Annotated in this window: 22 protein-coding genes; 7 read left to right on the top strand and 15 right to left on the bottom strand. The window is 39.3% G+C overall.

What is annotated here, in order from left to right; translation table 11 throughout:
• Nucleotides 1-19: 19 nt before the first annotated feature.
• Both HYG79_RS02260 and HYG79_RS02255 read right to left on the bottom strand, forming a co-directional pair.
• On the bottom strand, nt 20-955 hold the full coding sequence (locus tag HYG79_RS02260; RefSeq protein ID WP_179240554.1) for an alpha/beta hydrolase: 936 nt from the start codon (nt 953-955) through the stop codon (nt 20-22).
• Between the two features lie 5 nt (nt 956-960).
• Nucleotides 961-3,210 (bottom strand): transglycosylase domain-containing protein, encoded by a 2,250-nt coding sequence (locus HYG79_RS02255; RefSeq protein ID WP_179240553.1) that lies wholly within the window; start codon nt 3,208-3,210, stop codon nt 961-963.
• 106 nt (nt 3,211-3,316) lie between these two features.
• On the opposite strand from HYG79_RS02255, the gene HYG79_RS02250 reads away from it, so the two are divergent.
• The gene (locus HYG79_RS02250; RefSeq protein ID WP_179240552.1) at nt 3,317-4,090 is read left to right on the top strand and encodes a S1/P1 nuclease; all 774 of its coding nucleotides are present in this window, start codon (nt 3,317-3,319) and stop codon (nt 4,088-4,090) included.
• A 28-nt stretch (nt 4,091-4,118) separates the two neighbouring features.
• On the opposite strand, the gene HYG79_RS02245 is transcribed toward HYG79_RS02250, so the two are convergent.
• The 3 genes from HYG79_RS02245 to HYG79_RS02235 all read right to left on the bottom strand — a co-directional run bounded on the left by HYG79_RS02245 (nt 4,119) and on the right by HYG79_RS02235 (nt 6,032).
• The gene (locus HYG79_RS02245) at nt 4,119-4,397 is read right to left on the bottom strand and encodes a TIGR03643 family protein (RefSeq protein ID WP_179240551.1); all 279 of its coding nucleotides are present in this window, start codon (nt 4,395-4,397) and stop codon (nt 4,119-4,121) included.
• A gap of 165 nt (nt 4,398-4,562) precedes the next feature.
• Nucleotides 4,563-5,159 carry an alpha-ketoglutarate-dependent dioxygenase AlkB family protein gene (locus HYG79_RS02240; protein ID WP_179240550.1) on the bottom strand — a complete coding sequence of 199 codons (597 nt, stop codon included), beginning with the start codon at nt 5,157-5,159 and terminating at the stop codon, nt 4,563-4,565.
• Nucleotides 5,160-6,032, bottom strand: coding sequence for an AraC family transcriptional regulator (locus tag HYG79_RS02235; protein WP_179240549.1), 873 nt, complete (start codon nt 6,030-6,032; stop codon nt 5,160-5,162).
• A 321-nt stretch (nt 6,033-6,353) separates the two neighbouring features.
• Here HYG79_RS02235 and HYG79_RS02230 point away from each other — a divergent pair, with 321 nt between their 5' ends.
• Entirely contained in the window at nt 6,354-6,938 is a 585-nt protein-coding gene (locus tag HYG79_RS02230; protein WP_179240548.1) for a hypothetical protein, read from the top strand.
• A gap of 53 nt (nt 6,939-6,991) precedes the next feature.
• Here the strand turns inward: HYG79_RS02230 and HYG79_RS02225 are convergent, their stop codons facing one another.
• From HYG79_RS02225 to htpG, 7 genes are all read right to left on the bottom strand, one after another.
• The gene (locus tag HYG79_RS02225; protein WP_179240547.1) at nt 6,992-7,351 is read right to left on the bottom strand and encodes a DoxX family protein; all 360 of its coding nucleotides are present in this window, start codon (nt 7,349-7,351) and stop codon (nt 6,992-6,994) included.
• A gap of 10 nt (nt 7,352-7,361) precedes the next feature.
• Nucleotides 7,362-9,158 (bottom strand): DUF885 domain-containing protein, encoded by a 1,797-nt coding sequence (locus HYG79_RS02220; RefSeq protein WP_179240546.1) that lies wholly within the window; start codon nt 9,156-9,158, stop codon nt 7,362-7,364.
• A 19-nt stretch (nt 9,159-9,177) separates the two neighbouring features.
• The gene (locus HYG79_RS02215) at nt 9,178-9,810 is read right to left on the bottom strand and encodes an MOSC domain-containing protein (RefSeq protein ID WP_179240545.1); all 633 of its coding nucleotides are present in this window, start codon (nt 9,808-9,810) and stop codon (nt 9,178-9,180) included.
• 52 nt (nt 9,811-9,862) lie between these two features.
• Nucleotides 9,863-10,282 carry a hypothetical protein gene (locus HYG79_RS02210; RefSeq protein ID WP_179240544.1) on the bottom strand — a complete coding sequence of 140 codons (420 nt, stop codon included), beginning with the start codon at nt 10,280-10,282 and terminating at the stop codon, nt 9,863-9,865.
• Complete coding sequence (locus tag HYG79_RS02205; protein ID WP_179240543.1) at nt 10,269-10,490, bottom strand: hypothetical protein; 222 nt, start codon at nt 10,488-10,490, stop codon at nt 10,269-10,271. Before HYG79_RS02205 ends, HYG79_RS02210 begins: the two co-directional genes overlap by 14 nt.
• A gap of 180 nt (nt 10,491-10,670) precedes the next feature.
• Nucleotides 10,671-11,861 (bottom strand): helix-turn-helix domain-containing protein, encoded by a 1,191-nt coding sequence (locus HYG79_RS02200; RefSeq protein WP_179240542.1) that lies wholly within the window; start codon nt 11,859-11,861, stop codon nt 10,671-10,673.
• Between the two features lie 83 nt (nt 11,862-11,944).
• Entirely contained in the window at nt 11,945-13,831 is a 1,887-nt protein-coding gene (gene htpG / locus HYG79_RS02195) for a molecular chaperone HtpG (RefSeq protein ID WP_179240541.1), read from the bottom strand.
• Between the two features lie 437 nt (nt 13,832-14,268).
• On the opposite strand from htpG, the gene HYG79_RS02190 reads away from it, so the two are divergent.
• Nucleotides 14,269-14,928, top strand: coding sequence for a TetR family transcriptional regulator C-terminal domain-containing protein (locus HYG79_RS02190; RefSeq protein ID WP_179240540.1), 660 nt, complete (start codon nt 14,269-14,271; stop codon nt 14,926-14,928).
• A 19-nt stretch (nt 14,929-14,947) separates the two neighbouring features.
• Nucleotides 14,948-16,258, top strand: coding sequence for an ABC1 kinase family protein (locus HYG79_RS02185; RefSeq protein WP_179240539.1), 1,311 nt, complete (start codon nt 14,948-14,950; stop codon nt 16,256-16,258).
• Between the two features lie 325 nt (nt 16,259-16,583).
• Here the strand turns inward: HYG79_RS02185 and HYG79_RS02180 are convergent, their stop codons facing one another.
• Nucleotides 16,584-19,034 carry an alpha/beta hydrolase family protein gene (locus HYG79_RS02180; RefSeq protein WP_179240538.1) on the bottom strand — a complete coding sequence of 817 codons (2,451 nt, stop codon included), beginning with the start codon at nt 19,032-19,034 and terminating at the stop codon, nt 16,584-16,586.
• Between the two features lie 333 nt (nt 19,035-19,367).
• Here HYG79_RS02180 and HYG79_RS02175 point away from each other — a divergent pair, with 333 nt between their 5' ends.
• The 3 genes from HYG79_RS02175 to HYG79_RS02165 all read left to right on the top strand — a co-directional run bounded on the left by HYG79_RS02175 (nt 19,368) and on the right by HYG79_RS02165 (nt 21,459).
• The gene (locus HYG79_RS02175) at nt 19,368-20,375 is read left to right on the top strand and encodes a 3-oxoacyl-ACP synthase III family protein (protein WP_179240537.1); all 1,008 of its coding nucleotides are present in this window, start codon (nt 19,368-19,370) and stop codon (nt 20,373-20,375) included.
• Nucleotides 20,376-20,552: 177 nt separating this feature from the next.
• Nucleotides 20,553-20,912: a CoA-binding protein gene (locus tag HYG79_RS02170; protein WP_179240536.1), complete on the top strand. Its 360-nt coding sequence runs from the start codon at nt 20,553-20,555 to the stop codon at nt 20,910-20,912.
• A 4-nt stretch (nt 20,913-20,916) separates the two neighbouring features.
• Complete coding sequence (locus HYG79_RS02165; protein ID WP_179240535.1) at nt 20,917-21,459, top strand: hypothetical protein; 543 nt, start codon at nt 20,917-20,919, stop codon at nt 21,457-21,459.
• Here HYG79_RS02165 and HYG79_RS02160 read toward each other — a convergent pair.
• Both HYG79_RS02160 and glpK read right to left on the bottom strand, forming a co-directional pair.
• Nucleotides 21,439-22,167: an MIP/aquaporin family protein gene (locus HYG79_RS02160; RefSeq protein ID WP_179240534.1), complete on the bottom strand. Its 729-nt coding sequence runs from the start codon at nt 22,165-22,167 to the stop codon at nt 21,439-21,441. The two genes, HYG79_RS02165 and HYG79_RS02160, sit on opposite strands and share 21 nt — an antisense overlap.
• Nucleotides 22,168-22,173: 6 nt before the next feature.
• Nucleotides 22,174-23,670, bottom strand: coding sequence for a glycerol kinase GlpK (glpK, locus tag HYG79_RS02155; protein WP_179240533.1), 1,497 nt, complete (start codon nt 23,668-23,670; stop codon nt 22,174-22,176).
• Nucleotides 23,671-23,672: the final 2 nt, after the last annotated feature.

Raw genomic sequence — 23,672 nt, 5'->3', positions numbered from 1 at the left:
GGTGAAAAACGAATGTGTTTTAGTTGGTTTTCTTAATGAAATCAGTAATTGTAGAAATCAATTCGGTAGAAAGTGGCACACTCTTGTCCGAGTAGGCCCTAATATTTTCTTCCATTGAATTTACGATTTTCAGCACATGGTTCATTTTAGGGATAATCTGCAATCGGCTATTGGCATTCGCCTTATGAAGATTTTCGGCATCTTCTACCGTAACCTGTAAATCAACATCACCGTTTATTATCAAGATAGGGAGGGTTAACTTCTCGATTTCTTTTTTTGGATGATACTTCATCCAATCCGCTATGAATTTTTGGTTTTTCGGGGCAAATATGGAGGTTAAAAACGGATTTACTTTTTGGATGGTATCCGTTGTGGCCAACTCCTCCAAATGTTGCCGTACCACACTTTCAAACGCTTTGTTCTGTTTGCTTAATTGAGCTATAAAAACCTTGTCTATTGACTGGCTGGGCCCTCCCAAGGAAATAAAACCATCAACAGCATCGGTAACGCTCAACATGGCCACCAAGGAGCCTTGGCTATGGCCTATAAGAACAATGGAATTGAATCGCCCATCATTGGAAAAAAAATCAATGGCCATTTTAGCATCCAAAACAAAATCGGACAATGTAATGCTTTCCAGCTTGTTTAAGTTAGATGGCGTGGCGGTTCTTTTGTCATATCTGTAAAAAGCAATTCCTTCTTGGTTTAGGCTATCGGCCAAAATTTTGATATAATCGGCCTTTACTGGAGTTCCTGCTTGGTTTCCATTTCGGTCTATGTTCCCGGACCCATGTACAAAAATCACCAAGGGTACTTTTTCTTCTGAATCTGGATAGCTCAGAGTGCCGGGCAGATGAATCCCACCGTTTTTTAATTGTATTTCTTCTGAAATGATATTTTGTCCTATCACTAGGGTAAAGGGCATGATCAAGAAAACAAGTAGAAGGTTTTTCATTAAATTCAATCTTTATTTTTAAACTTTTTTGTCTTCTTTTTATTCGGATTTTTAAAAAGGCGCTTAAAGAAACCGTCTCTTTTTATCGGCTTGCAATCCAGTTTTTCCAAAACCGATTCGCTGGCCTTGGGAAAGGACGCCTTGGTGTAGGAGTCAAATTTTTTATTGGAATTTAATTTTTGCATCCAAAGCGCAAATAGGGGAAGGGCGGCGTTGGCACCCTGTCCCAGAGCCGTGCTTTTAAAGCCGATTTCGTGGTTGTCCAGGCCAACCCAACTTACATGAACGAGTTTTGGGGTTACCGCTACGAACCAGGCGTCTTTGTTGTTTTGCGTAGTACCAGTCTTGCCAGCTATGGCATTGTTCAATAGGTAAGTAGATCTAATTCTGGATGCGGTGCCGTCATCAATGGTGGCTTTCATCATTTCTAGCATAATTTGCCCATTTTCTTCTGAAAAAGCTCTTTTTTCTGCCATCTTCGGTTTAAAAATAGCTAGAACCGAGTCTTTTTTGGTAGTTATAGCAGTTATCAAAAATGGCTTTGCAGGTATGCCGTCATTGATAAAACTGGCATAGGCACCTGCCAATTGGGTTATTTTTATTTCGCCCGTGCCCAACGCCAAGGAGGGCTGCTGAGGGAGTTCCGCAGTAATACCCATGTTTTTGGCCTGTTCCAAAATTTTAGGGATTCCCGTTTTTTCCAATATTTTGACCGATACCGTGTTTACTGAGTTGCTCAACGCTTCTTCCATAGAGTAATTAAGGTATCCTTCATCTTTATTGCCGGAATTGCTGGGGCTCCATCCTTTGAGGTTTTTGTATGCTATTTCTTGGGCAGAAAAGTAGGTACAGGGCTCTATGCCGCTTTCCAGGGCTGCCGTATATACAATAGGTTTGAACGTAGAACCCACCTGACGTTGGCTTTGCGAAACATGATCATATTTAAAGTGCTTGAAACTCACGCCACCGATCCATGTTTTTACCGCTCCCGTTTTTGCTTCGATTGCTAGAGAGCCTGTGTTCAAGAATTTCATGTAATGTTTTACACTGTCGATAGTGCTTACATCCATAACCATATCCCTGTCCCAATCTGCCAGGGTCATTTTCTTTTTCTTGGAAAGGGAATCCATTATTTGTTTTTCCGGTAGGCCTAAAGCTTTTAATTTTTTATAATTAGATGTTCTCTTTACCAGCTTTTCTATGAGTTTTTTATCGGTAGTCCATGGCGCATTGTTTCCATAGCTTTTTTCAAAGTTTTTTTGCAAAACGGCCATATGTTGCTCCATTGATTTTTCGGCCAGTTGCTGCATGGTGTAATCCAAGGTGGTATAAATCTTCAATCCGCTAGTGTAGATGTTATAATCGGATCCATTATCGTTTTGGTCTTGTACCCATTGCAATAACTGTTTACGCACTTCTTCCCTAAAATAAGGTGCAAGCCCATCGGTATAGTCAAAGTTTCTATAATCCAATGTTATGGGAATAGCGATCAGGCTATCCAGCGAATATGATTTTAAATATCCGTTTTTGCCCATTGCCCCCAAAACAAGGTTTCTTCTTGCGAGACTGTTACCGGGGAACACCCTTGGATTATAGCCATAGGTGGCTTTAAGCATACCTACTAGAACAGCAGCTTCTTCAATGGTAAGCTGCTTTGTTTTTTTATTAAAAAACTTTAAAGAGGCACTTTCTATCCCAAAAGTATTGTCGCCAAATGAAACGGTATTCAGGTAGTGGGTCAATATTTCTTTTTTGGAGTAACTATCTTCCAGACGTGAAGCGATAATCATTTCTTTTATTTTGTGAACCGCTAAATTGGACTCCTTTCGGTTGCGCCTAGGATATAGGTTTTTGGCCAGTTGTTGTGTCAACGTACTACCGCCACCGGCAGATTGGTCTTGCATCAAAATAGATTTTACACCCACACGCAGCAAACTTTTGTAGTCTATGCCCGAATGTTCAAAAAAACGTTCGTCTTCAATAGCCACCAAGGCATCCAACAAATGTTTCGGAAAGTTTTCATAGCTTACAGGTTGCCTGTCGAACAAATAGTACTTGCCGATAAGAACACTATCTGCGGAGTACACTTCGGAAGCTCTTTGATATTCTAAATTGGAGAGTTCTTTTTTGTCGGGCAATTTGCCCCATGCGCCAATATATACACTCAAAAAAAACAGCGACCCGAACAATAAAATTACGGATAGTAGTATTATTGAATACCTGAGAAATTTTGGTCTTACTTTTTTTAGTATCAATATCAATATTTTGAGAATGCAATATCAATTTAAAAAAATAAAGAAGAAAAGTATTAACAATACCTTAATTTTCGATGTCTTATTTTTGAAGCATCAAAAATAGTATATGAAGCGGGTAACCATAGTTTTATTTTTAGCAATGCACCTATCGTTCGCAAATACGGTGATTTGGTCAAAAACCGGACATAGAGTCGTTGGTAGCGTAGCTCAAAAGCATCTGAGCAGAAAGGCAAAAAAAGCTATTGACAAGCTCTTGGATGGACAAAGTTTGGCAGCGGTATCCAACTTTGCAGATGAAATAAAAGCGGATAGAAGCTTTAGAAAGTTCAACGCATGGCATTACGTGAATTTTCCGTTGTATGCAAAATACGGGGATGAAACACCCAGCGAGTATGGTGATGTTATCACAGGTATTGAAAAATGTATTGAAATTATTAAGAACGAAACCAGTTCCAGAGCGGATAAAGCCTTTTATCTAAAAATGTTGGTGCATTTGGTTGGTGACCTACATCAACCCATGCACGTAGGTCGGTTGGCGGACAAAGGCGGTAACGATATACAGGTAGTATGGTTCGGCAGGGGAAGTAACCTGCATAAGGTATGGGACTTGAACTTGATAGAGGACCATGGTATGAGTTATACTGAATTGGCCAGTTCACTCCCACGATTGAGCAAACCCCGAATAAAAGCAATGCAACAGGGAGATATTTATGACTGGGTAGAGGAATCCCAAGATATCGCCAGTAAGTTATATGAATCCGTACAGGTAGGCGAGAAGTTGGGATATCGATACAGATACGTTTGGTGGGATACGGTAGAGGCTCAACTGCAAAAAGGCGGAGTGCGTTTGGCAGCTGTCTTGAACCGTATTTACGAATAATATTCTCTACATTTTTCTAAGTGGCCATCTAACGTTTGGAAATCTTATTGCCCGATATGTTTTTTTGGCGACTGCATTTAAAACGGTCAATGTCCCCCGAGCGTAGCTTAGCGTGTTTTGTGCTTCTGCCCTGTACTCGTTTGCGCCACATGCGAAAACTACTCGGCTTCATTTCGCGCCGCATGATTTCAATGGTTTCCTGTTCCGAAATACCAAACTGAAAGGTTATGGCATCAAAAGGTGTACGGTCTTCCCATGCCATTTCAATTATACGGTCCAATTCCCTTGTTGTAAATTCTTTCTTCATAGCCTTACAAAGTTACGAACTAATTATCGAACGCTTTTTTGGCTCAGGTTTTGAACTATAAAATATGAGGTGAAGTATGAGGAAATTAATAGGGTCGCCTACTCAATTAAAGACAGTACATTATCTCTCTCAGGCATAAAAAAACGCCCTTTAAAGGGCGTTTTTTTATGGTATTACCCTGAATGTTAGATTTATGCGCTCTGATACTGGTTTTGCAGTCTTTGGTATTTGATGTAACCAATTATGTTGGGTCGCACCCTGCATGAGCAATAAGCTACCATGCCGTAACAGCATTTTATGCTTTAATGTTTTATCCTTTTTATGCTTTAAATGAAAGTAACGCTCCTGTCCCAGGGTTATCGATGCAATAACGGGATTTTGCCCTAGTTCTTTTTCGTCATCGGCATGCCAACCATTGCTATCCTTACCGTGTCTATACAAATTCAATAAACAGGTAGTGAACTTAACAGTGGTGTGCTTTTCGATTTTGGTTTTAATCTGTAGAAGTTCTTTGGTGAATTCGTGTGGTTGCATGGTAATGTTGGCATAGCAGTAAGCTTTTCCGTTATTTCCGTACAACGCTGTCAGGCGCGGTTGCGGGTAAACTTTTCCAAAAACCTTGATATCATCTTGCTGCCAAGGCACTTGCCGCTTAAATTGCTTAAAATAAAAATCGGCATCATCAGCGGTTAAAAAGGATGGAAAATATACAATATCGCTATCTGGCAGATGAAGTGAAATCCTATCTGAAAATAAATCCATTTATTGTAAGACGGTTTTTAATTGGTTTCGATACTCGGAGGGGTTCTGGCCCGTAAACTTTTTAAAAGATTTATTGAAATGGGAAAAATTGTTGAACCCACTTTCAAAACATACTTCGGTAATGCTCATGGGCTTTTCTGCCAATAATTTTGAGGCATGTACCAACCTGTATTCGTTCACAAATTGAATAAAGGTCTTGTTGGTTATCTTTTTAAAATACCTGCAAAAAGAAGGTATGGTCATGCTGACTAAATCCGCCATTTCCTGCAATGGTATTTCTTCCTTAAAATTGGTCTTCACAAAATTGAACACCAGGTTTATGCGGTCATTATCCTTTACTTCGGCCTCCATAGAAAAGCCTTCCCCATTGAGGACTTTTATGTCCTGAGAATTTCCTAGCTCGTTCAAAATATTTAGAATGGACAATAGCCTTTGAAAATCGGTCTGGTATTCCAAAACATCAATTTTTTCACCAATTTTACGTTTGGTCTTGCCCGAAAATACAACGCCACCTTTGGCAATTTCGAAGAGTTTTTGAATCTTCTTCATTTCCGGGATATTAAAAAAGTCGTTTCCCAGAAAATCGGTTTTCATTTGTATTACCGTTTCGCTTTTATTGCCCGTAAGTTTATCGGTAAAACCGCAATGGGGCAAATTACTGCCTATGAGTATGAGCTCGCCATCGGTAAAATAGGAAACGTGGCTCCCCACTTGTCGCTTGCCTGTACCACCATTTACATAAACAAGTTCAATCTCTGGGTGGTAATGCCATATGGTACTCTTGTTCAAATTGGTCTCACTAAATTTTTGAAACGTGTAAGAGTGTCCAAAATTTGGGGTTATTGATTCAAATGCAGGTTTTTGAAGTATCATTTTTTAACTATTGAATTATGATGTAATCAGGATTTTTTAAACAGTATCGAGTGTTAAGTCACAAATCCAAAAAATTAAATTCAAAGTATCTATTTTACTTTGATATACAACAGGTTCATATTCGTATAAAGATAGTTGGCGTCATCTATCCATATCTCTACAAAATTACCAAAAATATATTCTATTTTAACCCTAGGGTAAAATTTATGTGTTTTGAGTGGTAAAATAGAACATAAAATTGAAAAAAATGGTGTAGTGCAGTACCTAGCATGGGGGTAAGTTTGTACTGTAAATTATTCATGAACCTTAAAACAAAAAGTTATGAAAACAATTATGAAATGTACGTTAGTGGCGACCTTTATGTTAAGTGCCATAACTGCCTCAGCAAGCGAAGTTAGATTTAATGTATTTACAGATTCCCCAAAAAATGTAATCGTTAAAATCGATACCCGATTCAATGAAGCCAATGTTAGGCTAACCAACAAGTACAACAATGTTATTTTTTCCGAGGAGGTACCCAATACAAAGACCTATTTCAAAAAATTGAATATGGAAAACTTGGAAAACGGTATTTACCTATTAACGGCAGAAAATACATTACGCGCAATCAGTTACCGCATCACGGTATTTGAAAATGAAGTTAAGGTGTCCGATAGAAAGGAAAACGTAAAGCCAGTTTTCAGAAAGTCGGGGGCCAAGGTATATCTGAACTTACTCAACCTAGAAAAAAGCAAGGTTGATATAAAAGTATACGATAGCGAAAATAGGTTGGTTTTTTCTGAAGTCAGTAAAAATGAGCTTATCGTAGAGAAGGCATTCAATTTTGAGAATGCTTACAAAGACAGCTACACGGTAGTCGTCAAAGATAATTTGAATACCTATTACGAGGATATTGTAGTAAAGTAGTCAGAGAGTTTTAGTTTAGTTTGTAAAAGAGGCGGTAGCGCCTCTTTTATTGTTTATAAGGGTAAATACCAAACCGCCCAATACATTAGGCCAAACTGTAACGGTATTCTCAAAATCAAAATCCATTTGGGAACACCAGCCGATGCCTTCTCACTTGAAAGCATGTAAAAATGAACCAACAAGAATACGGCCAGCATAACTATGATACCGTAAATGGATATATTTTTTGTGCTCGAAAAACATAGGCCCACACCTAGCACAACTTCGGCTACTCCGCTCCAAAACACTAAAGCTTTCGGATTGGGCAGATATCTGGGCATTATACGCAAATATGCCTTTGGTTTTATAAAGTGCATGGTTCCTGCGAATATATACATGCCCGCCATGAAATAAAGATGCCAAGGGTAGGTCATTTAATATGCGTTACTTTTGGGTTTGGGTATTTGTGATCCAAGCATTTATTTTATCTTCCAGTAACGCCAACGGAACACATCCAGTTTCCAATACTTGATTATGAAATTCCCTGATATCAAAAGCATTTCCCAACTCTTTTTCTGCTTTAGCCCTAAGCTCCAATATCTTGAGTTGGCCTATTTTATAGGATAATGCCTGCCCCGGATTTGCCATGTACCGTTCAATTTCCGAGGTTATACTCGCTTCGGATTCTGCCTCGTTGTCCAATGAGTATTGAATGGCCTTTTCTCGTGACCAGCCTTTTGAATGTAACCCAGTATCAACCACCAAACGTACCGCCCTATGCATTTCGGCACCTAACATTCCAAAATATTGATATGGATCATCGTACAGTCCAAGTTCTTTTCCCAAAGATTCGGTGTACAAGGCCCAACCTTCCCCATAGGCACTGTACCAAAGTGTTTTCCTGAATTTTGGCAGATCTTGATTCTCTTGGGTCAACGAAATTTGAAAGTGATGGCCAGGTATGGCTTCATGCAAGAATAAATCCTCGTCTGAATACACGTTGTATTTGTCTACGTTGGGAATGGGGACATAGAATATCCCGGGTCTGGTACCGTCCAATGACCCTGGGTTATATTCGGCACTTGCCGATGCTTCCCTAAAGGCTTCGGTACGGCGTACCTCAAAAGCGGTTTTGGGCTGCTTGTCGAAAAGTTTGTCCACTTGGGGTTTCATTTTTGCGTGTATGGCATTAAAATTATCGATTACCTGTTGGGGTTCGGTAAATGGCATCAACTCTTTCTTATTTCTTACATGGTCAAAAAAGGCCTTTAAATCGCCTTCGAAACCCACTTGTTGCTTTACCTTTTCCATTTCGGAAGCTATTCGCGCCACCTCGTCTAGGCCAATTTTGTGAATCTCGTCAGCGGTCATATTGGTTGTGGTATATACTTTAATTTGATGAGCATAGTAAGCATCGCCATTGGGTATGCCCTGAATTCCGCTAGATTCCCTTCCGGCCGCCATATAATCGGATTTCATAAAATCATGTAGTTCACTGTACGCAGGCACAATGGTTTCCGTAATCATTTTACCATATGATTGTGTCAATCTGGTTTTGTCTTCGTTGGAAAAATTTTCGGGAATTTTTTTGATAGGGCTGTAGAATAGATTGTCTTGCAATTTAGGTTCGACTACACTTGCCAATTGTGGAATAACTTTTTTGATGAGCGATTTGGGAAGAACATCTTCAACAGCGATGCCTCTTATCATTCTTTCTTTTGCAGAAGCCAACCATTTGCCGTAATCCTCTAACCTGGACAGCCAATTGTCATAATCTTCGACCGTTTTAAAGGGCTGTGCACCAGTGCCGCCCGCCATTTGACCGATCATTAAATTCATGGTCCACATTTGGTCCAAAGGCGTATAATCGGTAAAACCAAGTCCTTCTAGATTAATGTTGCATTCCCATTTTAAAATGGCCTTGGTCAGTTTTTGACTTTCGGACAGTGTTTCGTCTTCAAAGTTTTTCAACTTGGTACCATACTCGGAATAATATTGCCTTAGCTGTTTTTCATAAGCATCGTCCAAAAAATTGGGAAGTGTGTCATTATACCTGTTGTCTCCTTGAAACGTAGCGTTCAAAGGGTTTATTTTAAGGCCATCTTGGTAATAGTTTTCTAAAAGTGTATCAAAGGCCTCGTTTTTTGTCACTGGCAAATCGTTAGGAGTACTTTTTTTATCGGATTCTTTGCATGAGACCATTAGTAGTATCGTAAGGGCAACTAAGATTCCTTTTTTCATTGCGGTGTGTGGTTTATGTTTATAGATATTTTTTTAAACGTTCCCGTTTGTATTCAGGTAATGAACTGTTGTTAATGGCCAAGCGTAGCGCAGACGTATCTTTTTTCTTATCGTAAAGTAGATTGTAAAATTGTTGCACGGTTAAAGTGTTTTGGGACTGTTCAATCAACTCAAGCGTATCCCCGGCTCTGACCTTTCCGGTGTTTAGTACCCGAACATAGGTCCCCGGGTGGCCGTGGTGGATAAATTGTTTTAATACCGATTGATTTTTGAACCGCACCCCCAATTTATAACATGGCTCTCTTGGTTGGGATATTTGAACCAATGCCGTCCCTACTTTATAAATATCCCCAATTCTGATAACTGATTCGTTTAGCCCTTCCACGGTAAGGTTCTCCCCGAACATACCCCAGTCCCAATCCAAATGGGGATATAGTTTTTTCCAATAGGGATAATGGTCAGAAGCGAACAAATAACAAGCTTTGTGAATACCACCGTGATGTTTACGGTCGATAACGGTATCGTTGGCGACATCCTCTTTTTCTAGAGACAAGACTTTGTCAACTGGGTATTTAAATATACCTGTTCGCTCTTCTTTGCCGTTCCACAGAAACGTAACGGCATTCCCTACATTGGTCGATATCACCTTCATGCCCTAAAGATATAAAACTCATGGCATGCAGTGATGTTAATATTTAAGGATATTATGCAGTTTTTCGCGTTTCTTTTGAAGGTTTTGTATTTGGCAGTGGCTTATGTTCCAGTATGGTAATTCTTAAAACATCTTCCCCTATATTCTCCAAATCACTTATTAGTTCATCATTTTCCAGATTCCAATAGGCTACATCGCCTTTTTCAAAACGCAATAGGCAAATTTTACCATCGGAATATCTTGAAATGGCCAAGCCTCCAGTAACGCAGGTCCATGAGAATTGCCCCTTTTGTTTCCTAAACGGAAGCCTTTCATAGGGGCGTAAGCATATCCCCCATAATTTTACAGTTTCGTTTTCAAACATTAAGTCGTTGCCCATGCCCCGATTCAAATCATTTGCCTTTAGTTCAGAGATTTTTTCAGGTTCCCAAGGGTCAAAGTGACCGGTCGGATTCAATTCAACACATTTCATCGGTATTGTCTTCTTTATTTTCTGTACCCAGGAAAATATAAAAAGCATAAAGCGAAAAAAGTATAAGTACCGATAATGCTATAACATCATACCTTATACTATATTCCAAAATGTCTTTAGATACTCCAAGGATGTAATATTCCCAAGCTATAAAACCTGACCACAGTATGATCAGTACTAGTAAAAGCTGTTTTTTGTATGCGTGCATAGTATTTTTTAGAGGGCGCAAAAATGTGAAAATTCATTGAACACAAGTAAAAAATGAGATGGGAAAGTGTTTTGATTTCAGAAATTAGTACATATACGGCCCTCAATATGCTTGTACGACCTATTTCAGGAATCAGGATTATGGATACGTATTCGTAACTAAATCAAATGGAGGAACAAACTACAGTTTAGCGCGGCCTTGTTTGTATTTGGTAGGGGTAGTGCCCGTTATTTTTTTAAAGGCAGCGTAAAAAGCACTTTTGCTGTGAAAACCAACTTCATTTCCTATCCCTTCAATACTTAAGTTTAAATCTTCTTGATTATCCAGTAACTTTTCTGCCTTGCGTATTCTAAATTGGTTGACATAGGTATTGAAATTTACGTGGCACATGGTATTTATGGTCGTTGATATTCGTTTGGGATGAATGTTGAGTCCTTTGGCCACGTCAACTATCGTCAACTCGGTTTGCATAAAACTTTCCGATTGTTTCATGTAATCGTCTATTTCTACCATTAATTCTTTCATCCCCTCATAGGAGTTTACCGGGAGATTTGGCTGAGATGGTATTTTATCGCCTTTGTTGCCAAACATTTCACTTTTGGAAAGCAAGGATAGTACGTTGCGCTGTTCTACCCCGTGGTAGGATACCCAGTAAATTACGATAAGGTCAAATAGAACAAAAAATATGTTGGAATATACATTATTTGGTAAAGCATAATATTGAATAATGTACAATATAGAGCCTGAAATGGCAAAAAGTAAAAAGACTTTAGCCCATTGCAGTTCCTTGGATTCTAGCAAGGAGAATACATTTTTGACTTCGCTCTTATGGTTGGATATTAACTTTAAATTCCAAATGCCAATAATTATTCCATAGATAAATCCGCATATTATAAATGCTTTGAACCACAATGTATCTACAATGATTAGCTTTTCTTCGTACGGAAGGAAAAAAATAACAACTTGTACAAAAAATGCCAATATTCCCGGATACAATACCCAATACTGTATCTTTTTGTCCGCAAAAATACATACCTGCTGCGTGTATACATAAAACAGGGGATACAATAACCAAAAAAAATTAAAGGGCAAGCGGTAAAGCTCTGGATAAAATTTATAAATATCGAGACTCTCAAGAATAGGGTTTATGCGCTCAACGGCATATAAGAGTAAAAACAACCCTAAGAAAAAAGTGCTTTTATGCTTTTTTTTATTGATTATAATCAATAAAATCCCCAGTGTTAGTCCCTGTATGAGACCAACCGTATCTAAAAAAGCATAAAGATTATAGTTCAAATCCATAGAGCTACCAGTGTGTCTTTTCCATCTTAAGGTACTTTTAAAAAACCAAAAGGGCAAATGAATATTCATTTGCCCTTTTTCGAAAAACTTGTTTTGATTTAAATGATTCCCAAGGATTAAGCTTGGGTAACATATTATAAGTTAGGTACAATCTATTTTACCATCTCATAGCTACGCTTTATAAAATTGGTCAGCTCTTCACCTTTTAATAGGCCTTTGGAGAGCCTGGCCAAATCTATGGACTGGTTTATCAAGCGTTCCCGTTTTTTTGCCGTCTTCGTATTCAGAATCTCGCCCACCAACTCGTGGTTCGTATTCACGATAAGATTGTACATTTCGGGCATATTGCCCATACCGAACATACCACCGCCACCGGTCTGCTGCATTTCTTTCATGCGGCGCATGAATTCCGGTTCGGTTATGATGAAGGGTGATGCATTACTGTCCATAGCTTCTAACTGAATGGTGTAGCTTTTATTTTCAATCACCTCTTCAAGGTTCTTTTTTAAGGTTTCTTTTTCCTCATCGGAAAGCTTGGAGATTTGAGTGTCCTCTTTTTTGATGAGGTTGTCCAAATGGTCTGCATCTACCCGGGCGAATGAAATTTTTTCTTTTGAGGTTTCCAGCTTTTGCATCAAATGTCCTATAATCGGGGAATCCATCAACAAAACCTCATATCCTTTTGCTTTTGCGGCTTCGATATAACTGTGTTGTTCTTCTTTGTTTGATGCGTAAAGGATAACCAATTTATCGTCCTTATCGGTCTGGTTTGCCTTTATTTTTTCCTGCAGCTCCTCAAACGTAAAATAATTGCCATCTACTGTAGGGTACAATGCAAATTTGTCAGCTTTATCAAAGAATTTATCTTCGGATAGCATTCCATATTCTATAACTATTTTGATATCGTTCCATTTGGCCTCGAAATCCTCGCGACTGTTCTTAAAGAGTGAATTTAATTTATCGGCCACTTTTCTTGTGATGTACGAGGATATTTTCTTCACCGCACCATCAGCCTGTAGGTAAGAGCGAGAAACATTTAGGGGAATATCCGGAGAATCTATTACCCCACGCAACATGGTCAAGAATTCCGGTACAATGCCTTCAACGTTATCGGTTACGAAAACTTGGTTCTGATATAATTGAATACGGTCTTTTTGTACGTTTAGGTCTTGCGTAAGTTTTGGAAAATAAAGTATACCTGTTAGGTTAAAAGGATAGTCAACATTCAAATGTATATTAAACAAAGGTTCTTCAAATTGCATGGGATACAGCTCCCTGTAAAACGCTTTGTAATCTTCTTCTTTTAAATCCGCAGGTTGTTTGGTCCAAGCGGGGTCGGGATTATTGACTATGTTATCTACTTCTTTCGTTGGTGCGGGGTCGTCCTCTTTGGCATCATCCGGTTTGGGAAGCGTTTCGGTTTTGGTACCAAATTTAATGGGAATGGGCATGAATTTATTGTACTTGCGCAATAGCTCATTTATTCTGCTATCTTCCAGAAATTCAGTGGAATCTTCGGCAATGTGTAAAATGATTTCAGTACCTCTATCCTTTTTCTTGCCTTTTTTCAGTGTAAATTTTGGCGAACCGTCACAGCTCCAATGTACCGCTTCATCATCTTTATAGCTTTTAGAGATGATTTCCACTTTTTCCGCAACCATAAAAGCGGAATAAAAACCAAGGCCAAAATGGCCGATGATACCAGAATCTTTCGCGGAATCTTCATACTTGTTCAAAAACTCCTCGGCACCTGAAAAAGCTACCTCATTGATGTATTTTTTGATTTCTTCTTCCGTCATTCCAATACCTTGGTCGATAATGTGGAGCTTTTTACCTTTTTTATCTGCCTTTACCTCTATTATGGGGTTGCCATATTCAACTTTGGCTTCACCTATTGCGGTCAAGTGTTTTAATTTTAAGGTTGCATCTGTCGCATTGGATATAAGTTCGCGAAGAAAAATTTCGTGGTCGCTGTAAAGAAACTTTTTTATCAATGGAAAAATATTTTCCACCGATACGTTTATTTTGCCTGTTGCCATATGTAAACTATTATTTGTTTGTTATGATTCCCTATAATAAGAGATATATTTTTTTGTGTAACAACAAAAGGTCAAAAAAAGTACCATGATGGCATAAAGTGACAAACTGACATTATGATTCAGTGGCCACAAACCCCCATTATCGTAAATAAAGGTACACTAGGATGTATTTTAGAAAACATTAACACAAATAATGTTTGATAATTTATTGAAATACTTAAACATTTATTATATTTGTGTATGATTATAAATGATAAAATTGCTATGAAAAAGATTTTTGAATTATAATCAGTTTGTTTATTTATTGGTTAGGTTGTTTAAAAACGTGTTTTCTGAAAAGAAAGCACGTTTTTTAGTTTTTACAGCTAAATTCTTAATCCCTTAACACATTTTATGTTTAGTTTATCGTAAATTTGTTTTAACAAAATAATTTGGATATGGCTGCAAAGACTGCTACTAAAAAGGTTACAAAAGAAACGATTATAAGCATGTATATGGATTATGTACTGGAACATGAAACCGTCCCAAAATCCATTTATAAATTCTGTAAGGCCAATACTGTCAAAGAAGAGGATTTTTATACCTACTTTGGCTCAGTTGAAGGTTTGCAAAAAGCTATTTGGAATACTTTTTTCTCAAATACCCAAGACCTGATGCAAAAAAACAAAGAATACGATGCATTTTCGAATAAAGAGAAAATGCTTACATTTTTCTTCTCGTTCTTTGAGTTGCTTACCTTAAACAGAAGTTATGTGTTATTTACGTTAAAGGAGCACAAAAACATGTTGAAGAACCTAGAGCAATTGAAAGGTTTACGAAAGCATATAAAAAACTTCGCAACTGATTTAATTGAAGATGGCAATGCCGAAAAATCGTTTAAAATCACCCAACATAACCCAAGATTGTTCTCTGAAGGGGCATGGTTGCAGTTTATGTTCTTGCTCAAATTTTGGATGGAAGATTCGTCTGCCGGATTCGAAAAGACCGATTTAGCTATTGAAAAATCAGTAAATACCATATTTGATGTTTTTGATAACACGCCCTTGGACAGCATCATTGACTTTGGAAAGTTCTTGTACAAAGAAAATTTTGCTTAATCTGTTATAGTTAAAGTATATGAAGACACTGGATCGAATACCTACTGGAAAAATTGAACGTGCAGGTAAACTGGTAAAGACCGGTGTTAAAATCGGCGGCAACTACGTAAAATATTATGGTAAAAAATTGGTTAATCCCGAACTTACCAAAGATGAACTCAATGAGGATAATGCAGGGGATATTTATGATGGCTTAAAAAGTTTAAAGGGCAGTGCACTCAAGGTTGCGCAAATGCTGAGTATGGAGAAAAACCTTCTGCCCAGTGCCTATGTTGAAAAGTTTTCTCTATCCCAATTTTCGGTTCCGCCGCTTTCGGCACCCTTGGTAAGAAAGACTTTTAAAAAATATTTGGACAAGTATCCTGAGGATATTTTCGATACGTTTAATAAGGATTCCATTAATGCAGCTAGTATCGGCCAAGTGCACAAAGCAACCAAAAATGGTAAACAACTAGCGGTCAAGATACAGTATCCCGGAGTTGCGGAAAGTATTAGTAGCGACTTGGCCTTGGTAAAACCAATTGCCATTCGCATGTTCAATCTACAGGGAAAGGATTCCGATAAATATTTTAAGGAAGTTGAGCATAAACTGGTAGAGGAAACCAATTATTTACTGGAAATAGAACAAAGCAAAGAGATAACCGAGGCTTGTGCCGGTATTCCAAATATGGAATTTCCAAAATACTACGAAGATTTATCAAGTGAACGCATCATTACGATGGATTGGATGAACGGCCAGCATTTGAGTGAATTCGCAAAAACCGACTTTAGTCCCGAACTGGGAAATAAATTAGGTCAAGCCTTATGGGATTTCTACATGTTCCAAATGCACGGTCTAAGAAAGGTACATGCCGATCCACATCCAGGAAACTTTTTGATAAGCGACAGGGGAACACTTATCGCTATTGATTTTGGATGTATCAAAGAAGTGCCTGATGAATTTTACGTACCTTACTTTGAACTCGCCAAACGTGAAAACATTGAGAACGATACCATTTTCATGAAAAAGCTCTACGAGCTTGAAATTTTGAACACAACCGATACACCGGAGGAACTCAAATTTTTCAAAGCACTTTTTAAGGAAATGTTGACATTGTTCACACTACCTTTTAACGAAGAACGGTTTGATTTTGGAGCAGATGATTTTTGGGGCAGAATTGCCGATTTGAGCGAACGCTATTCAAAGGATGACCAAATACGTAAAATGAACGGAAATAGAGGTTCCAAACATTTTCTTTACATCAACAGAACGTTCTTTGGGCTCTATAATCTTTTGCACGACCTAAATGCGAAAGTAGAGGTCAACAATTTTAGAAAATATTTGGATTAAGCCAGAGTTGATTAAATTGACCGATTGCATTTTTTAGACAATACGTAAAATAGTCATTGCCATGCAATTCAGACAGTGAATTTCACTTCATTTTTTGCTCAATAGCACCACAGTTTCATTGAATTTCTTTTAAAAAAACTGTTCTCGATAGTTCTATTCAACTTAGCCAAAGTACGATTTTGGTTCCTCAAAATCAATCTGATATACAATCGATTACATATATTTTCGAAATACGTAACGGTTTGTATACTGGTTTGGTAAGGTTCAAAATCCATGAAACCCTCACTGAATTGACAGGGTTTCATCAACAAAAGGAAAAAATAGATCAATCTTTCCCAATAGTTTCGGGTGTAGAAATGGTATTTTCCTCCTGTTTTACATACTTGTTCAACCATTGGTCTTGTTCCCACAGCAAATGTAATACACTTTCCTTCGCTCTATATCCATGGCTTTCTTTGGGCAGCATGACCAATCTAACGGTAGCTCCCAAACCTTTGAGGGCGTTAAAGTAACGCTCGCTTTGCATGGGGTAGGTGCCAGAGTTGTTATCGGCTTCGCCATGTATCAATAGCAGCGGTGTTTTCATCTTATCGGCATGCATAAACGGTGACATGGTATAGTACACTTCTGGGGCCTCCCAGTAATTGCGTTCCTCGCTCTGGAACCCGAAAGGGGTCAAGGTTCTATTATATGCACCGCTTCTGGCGATACCCGCAGCGAACAAGTTTGAATGGGACAATAGGTTGGCCACCATAAAAGCGCCATAGCTATGACCACCAACCGCTACTTTTTTTCTATCGATATAGCCCAATTCGTCAACGGCATCAATTGCGGCCTTGGCATTGGAGACCAGTTGCGTTCTAAAGGTATCATTCGGCTGTTCGTCTTCTTCACCAATAATGGGGAATGCGGCATCATCCAAGACCACATAGCCCTGCGTTACCCAATAAATGGGGGAACCCCAATAGGGATAAGTAAATTCATTGGGATTTTGCGTGTTTTGCGAAGCACTGTTCTTGTCCTTGTATTCCCTAGGATAAGCCCAAAGAATCATGGGTTTTTTCTCTTTTTTTGTTTCATCGTAGTCTACTGGTAAATATAATGTGCCCGTAAGTTCCAAGCCATCCTCTCTTTTATACGTAATGACCTCTTTATGAACATTTTGTATACTCTTAAACGGATTTTCAAAATTGGTGAGTTGCTGAGGGCCTTTTCGTTTTTTCAAGCTTTTATAATAGTAATTGGGGTATTCGCTTGGGGATTCGATACGAACCAATAATTCGTCTTTCTCGGCATTGTACTCGATTAGATTTTCCTTTTTGCCTTCTAATTTGGAGGTGTATAGTCTAATTGTATTCTGTGATTTCAAATCTATTTTGTCCACGAAGGGAAATTGTCCGTCTTTTGTATAGCCGTCCCCAAGAAGATATGCGTTCCTCCCATTGTTTAAAGCAAGTATAGGCTGGCCATACTCATTACGTTGTGTGACAAAGTCACCAGGGTCGCTGTAGACGTCTTGATAATTTCTGTCTGATAGTATTTTGACCTCTTTTGAAGCATTGGAGGGGTCAAAAAGGTATGTTTTCGTATTTCTATCGTTCCACCAGTAGTCATAGGCGATTGCCGTGTTTTCATCGCCCCATTGTATGCCGCCATATCGGTTCTTAAGTTTTAATATGCTTTTGCCACTTGTGGTAAAAGGGGCATCAATTTCAAAAATTTCATCACGATACGCTACTTTGTTTTCTGGATCGCCACCGTCCAAAGCTTGTGCATAGATCAAAGTTGATGGTTTATCATTTCGCCAACTTATTTCTCGCATTCCCATTCTTACGGCCATAAACCCCTTGGGCAAATCCTCGATGAGGGGCACTTGCAATAATTCCGATACTATCTTGCCATCTTTGGAATAAATGTTGGTCTTTGAAGGAAACCTACGATACGGCACCAAGTAAGAGAAAGGTTTGTCTATAGTGACCACCATGGTGTAGTTTCCATCAGGGGAAAAACTGATGGATGAATACATATCGGCTTTTTTCCAAAGGGATTTTGTCCCATCCAAACCAACTTTATAAAGTTCTGAGCGTGCCAATTGCTCAAAATTAAACTCGTCATTCGGGTTTTTCAATAAATCTTGGTACGTTCTGTTCTGGGCTTTTTTGCCATCATTTGAAGAAATGGTGGGCCCTTGCGGTACGGCCTCTGCTGCATTAATCAAATCTTTCCTATCGTCGGGCAGCATTTTTACCAAAACACTTTTACCGTCCTTAAACCAGTTGATTACATCGCCCATATTGGCGTTTACATTGGCATCCGTAATTTTAGTAACCGCTGCTTTTTCCAAGTCCAAGACCCAGACCTCTACACCTTTTTTGGTCGTATTGGTCACGGCGATCTTGCTCTGGTCGGGGGACCATTTAAAATTGGCTAATCTTGGATTTTCCGGTAATCCCGAAACTTGATCGGCCGAGCTCGCCCTTGGGGATTTGATTTTTATATTATTGTAGTAATTTGTTCTACTGCCAATATTGGTCTTTGGGTTTATCCGGAGTCCGGCCAAACGTAGCTCGGTCTCTGAAAGTTCTGCGATCGATTTGTAATAATCACGATACAACATCACCATATGCGTACCATCGTCACTGATCAAAACCGATGGCGCCAATGGCGCATCTACCAAGTCCAGTATATCTTTCGGGGGTTTTTGGTATTCTAGGTTTTCTTGGGAGAATCCAATACATCCGATAAAGAGCACTAGGAGTAAAAAAGATTTTTTCATGATAGTGGTTTTTAAGTGACTTAGGAATAAATGTAACTATAAAGAGAAGCTTTTTGAATGTTTCCAGCTTTTCTAAAAAAATGCTATTTTCAAAAGCACGTAACAGGTACATTATTGATAACGCCCCAAGGTAGTCAAAAACACAATTTTTTTGTTTTATCGGTTTGTTAAAAAATCCTAATAGTTTTTGCTCAAATTATGTACGAACAATCAAAACCCCATATTGGTAGTCGATTCTACTTAATATCCTATATTTACATTATATAACCAAGTACCGATAATATCTCAAACGCCCATCCCGAAAAGCCGATTAAAAAACTAAATTAAAGAGTTATGTACAATTCAAAAATAATAGGATTAGGATACTATGTACCGGACAATGTCGTGACCAACGACGACCTCTCTAAAGTAATGGATACAAATGATACTTGGATACAAGAGCGCACAGGAATAAAAGAGCGTAGACATGTGGTCAAAGGCGAGGATACTACTACTACCATGGGAGTAAAGGCTGCAAAAATAGCTATTGAAAGAGCTGGCTTGGATAAGGACGATATAGATTTCATCATATTCGCGACCTTAAGCCCAGATTATTATTTTCCTGGCCCCGGTGTTTTGGTACAACGGGATTTGGGCATAAAAACTGTTGGTGCTTTGGATATTAGAAACCAATGCTCGGGATTCGTATATGCAGTTTCAGTTGCCGACCAATACATTAAAAGCGGTATGTATAAAAATATTCTTGTTATTGGCTCCGAACTACATTCACATGGTTTGGATATGACTACAAGGGGCAGGGGCGTTTCCGTGATTTTTGGCGATGGGGCCGGTGCGGCGGTATTGAGCAGGGAAGAAGATACTTCCAAAGGAATTTTGTCCACACACTTGCATTCAGAAGGGCAACATGCCGAAGAACTTTCACTCATTGCCCCTGGAATGGGAAAACGTTGGGTAACGGATATTATAGATGAAAACGACCCCAATGACGAATCCTATTTTCCGTATATGAACGGGCAGTTTGTTTTTAAGAACGCGGTAGTTCGTTTTAGCGAGGTCATTATGGAAGGTTTAGAGGCAAACCATCTACAGTCAACGGATATTGATATGCTGGTGCCACATCAGGCCAACCTGCGCATTTCGCAGTTTATACAAAAAAAGTTTGGGTTAAGCGACGATCAAGTGTTCAACAATATTATGAACTATGGCAACACCACAGCAGCATCAATACCGATAGCACTGACTGAAGCTTGGGAAAAGGATAAGGTAAAAGAAGGTGATGTTGTAGTATTGGCTGCCTTCGGGAGTGGTTTTACGTGGGGCAGCGTTATCATCAAATGGTAAAAAATCGAAACCCCGGCATGAGCCAGGGTTTCTTTCATTGACAGGCTATATTAAACACTAACCATTAACTATAAATATATAGCACCATCAATGATTGATGTTTTTCAACTTACTAAAGGACGATTTTTTTTCAAAAAAGTTACAGTACTTAACAGAGTTTAACATCGTAATTAACACATGAAAAAAACACTTGTTTTTGGTGCATCCTTAAAATCAGGGCGTTACAGCAATATTGCTATAAAACGTCTGGTAGATAACGATATTCCTACGGTTGCATTTGGTCTAAGAAAAGGGGAAGTTCATGGAGTGCATATTGCTGATCGCCTAGATAGTTTTCAGGATATACACACTGTAACCCTGTATATAAACCCAAAAAGACAGCCGGAATATTATAATCACATCATTAATCTGCAGCCAAATCGGGTCATTTTTAATCCGGGAACAGAGAATCCGCAATTCTACCCGCTTTTAGAAGAAAGCAATATACAAGTCGAAGTTGCATGTACTTTGGTATTATTGGCCACTCATCAATATTAAAAAAATGATTTTAAGGTTTTTGTTACTTCTATCTTACTTTTTGGTGGGTTTTTACGGATTTGGGCAATCCATGAACATGGATTGGGTTTTACATGAAATCGATACCAAGGTCAAAAATATCGATAGCTCAAAATATAAAGATAAACAACGGTTTAAAGTACAAAACTTTCCGATGGACAGTGTTTTTATCTCAGTATACCAAAAAAACAAAAAGTACAGGAAAATATTTTTCGAGGGATATAATGGGGGTTTGAAGACTGAAAAATCATTCTACTCACAAGATGATAATTTGTTTTATACCAAGGAAAAGACATTTATTCCCACTGGTAGGGAATCTTCTCCGGTAAAAATCAATCATTGGGAAGAAACAAACAAAATTCAAAGCTATTTTCAGGAACAAAAATTGGTGCGTCAATTAGACAGTGAAGATGGTGGGCATCCCTTTTCCAGAGAATATTTAGATGCGGAAGGAGAATCCCTGCTCGATGATTACCGGACGCTCATTTTGCTTATCGGGAGTAAGGACTCAAGTAAGGGCAAGCATTAGAAGTGCTGCTAAAATCCCCCCGATGATAGGGCCTACCACTGGAACCCAGGCATACTCCCAATCGTTAATGCCCTTGTTTTTTATGGGTAAAATGGCATGTACGATCCTCGGCCCCAAATCCCTAGCAGGGTTGATCGCATACCCTGTGGTACCCCCCAAGGATAAACCTATTCCCCAAACCAAGAACGCAACTGGTAAAGCACCTAAAGAACCAAGGCCGATCATGGTTTCTGGCTCGGATAGGGTAGCATCGGTAAAGTATAAAACGGTAAAAACCAAAACAAATGTACCCACGATTTCACATAGCAGATTTCTGGGATAATTTCGTATCGCTGGGGTATTACAAAATACCGAGCGTTTGGTTTCACCATCTTCGGTGATATCAAAATGGTCCTTGTGGGTAAGCCAAACCAAAAACGCAGCAATCATGGCCCCAATGAACTGGCCCAATATGTAAGCGGGTACCTTGGCCCATGCAAATTTTCCGGCCACGGCCAGACCTATGCTTACCGCAGGGTTTAAATGGGCGCCGCTGTAGGGTGAGGCTACTACGACACCTACGTAGACGGCAAGGCCCCAGGCCGTACAAATGACTATCCAACCGCTTCCGTGACCTTTGGTGCCCTTAAGAATTACATTGGCCACAACACCGCCACCTAGCAGCAGTAATAAAAACGTGCCTATAATTTCCGCTATAAAAGGAGTCATATGCCTTTATTTTTGTTTCGTCCAATATTCCAACGCATGAATGGCCTTATACCAACCTTTTATGCCTTCCTCAATCGTTTCTCTTTGTTTCTCGGGTTTGAAATGAACATCGGTTTGCCATATTTTTTGTATGTCTTCCAAGCTGTCCCAATATCCCACGGCCAAACCTGCCAAATAAGCCGCACCCATTACGGTTGTTTCGATAACTTTTGGGCGTACGGTCGCCGTGTTCAAAACATCGGATTGAAATTGCATGAGCATGTTGTTTACGGTGGCGCCACCATCAACCCTAAGTTCTTCGATTGAGATACCGGAATCTGCTTCCATCGCTTTCAGTATATCCATGGTTTGGTATGCGATGGATTCCAATGCAGCTCTGGCAATATGGGCATCGGTACTACCTCTCGTCAACCCAAAAATAGTGCCTTGGGCCCTTTGGTTCCAATGTGGTGCCCCGAGCCCTGCGAAAGCAGGGACTAAATATACTCCGTCCGAACTATTTACCGAGCTGGCCAGTTTTTCTACTTCAGCTGATGTTTTTATGATTTTTAGACTATCACGAAGCCATTGCACCACTGCACCCGCAATAAAAATACTGCCTTCCAATGCGTAGGTGGTTTCACCATTGATTTTCCAAGCTACCGTAGTCAACAAATTATTTTTGGATACGATAGGTTTTTTGCCAATGTTCATCAACATAAAACACCCGGTACCATAAGTGTTTTTTACCATGCCTTCGCTGGTACACATTTGTCCGAACAAAGCCGCTTGTTGATCCCCTGCGATTCCCGCAATGGGTATTTTGCTGGCGAAAAAATTGGGGCTGGTATGCCCGTATACCTCACTCGATTGTTTCACTTTGGGAAGCATGCTTTCGGGTATGGTAAGAAGTTCCAACAATTCATCGTCCCATGCCAAGGTATTTATATTGAACAATAAAGTTCTGCAGGCGTTGGTTACATCGGTCACGTGGAGTTCGCCTTTGGTCATATTCCATATCAGCCATGAATCGATAGTACCCATGGCCAATTCCCCGGCCTCGGCCTTTTCTCGAGCACCTTCAACATTGTCCAGAATCCATTTTACCTTCGTGCCCGAAAAATAGGAATCTATGACCAACCCGGTTTTTTCGCGTATCACATCGGTTTTTCCTTTTGATTTTAGTTCATCACAAAAATCGGATGTTCTTTTGTCCTGCCAAACAATGGCGTTGTAAACCGGTTTTCCTGTTTTTTTGTTCCAGACCACCACGGTTTCCCTTTGATTGGTAATGCCTATTGCGGCCAAGTTCTCACTACCCAATCCCTTTTTTGTTGCAGCTTCCGCCGCCATTCCGGCCTGCGTTGACCAGATTTCAATAGGGTCATGTTCTACCCATCCCGGTTTCGGAAAATACTGTGTAAACTCCTTTTGGGCAGTAGAAACAATATTTCCTTTTTTATCAAAAATTACGGCGCGAGAACTGGTGGTTCCTTGATCTAGGGCGAGAATATATTGCTCCATGA

The organism is Costertonia aggregata (genome assembly GCF_013402795.1).
Taxonomy (GTDB): domain Bacteria; phylum Bacteroidota; class Bacteroidia; order Flavobacteriales; family Flavobacteriaceae; genus Costertonia; species Costertonia aggregata.
This window is presented reverse-complemented; position numbering and strand designations above follow the sequence as displayed.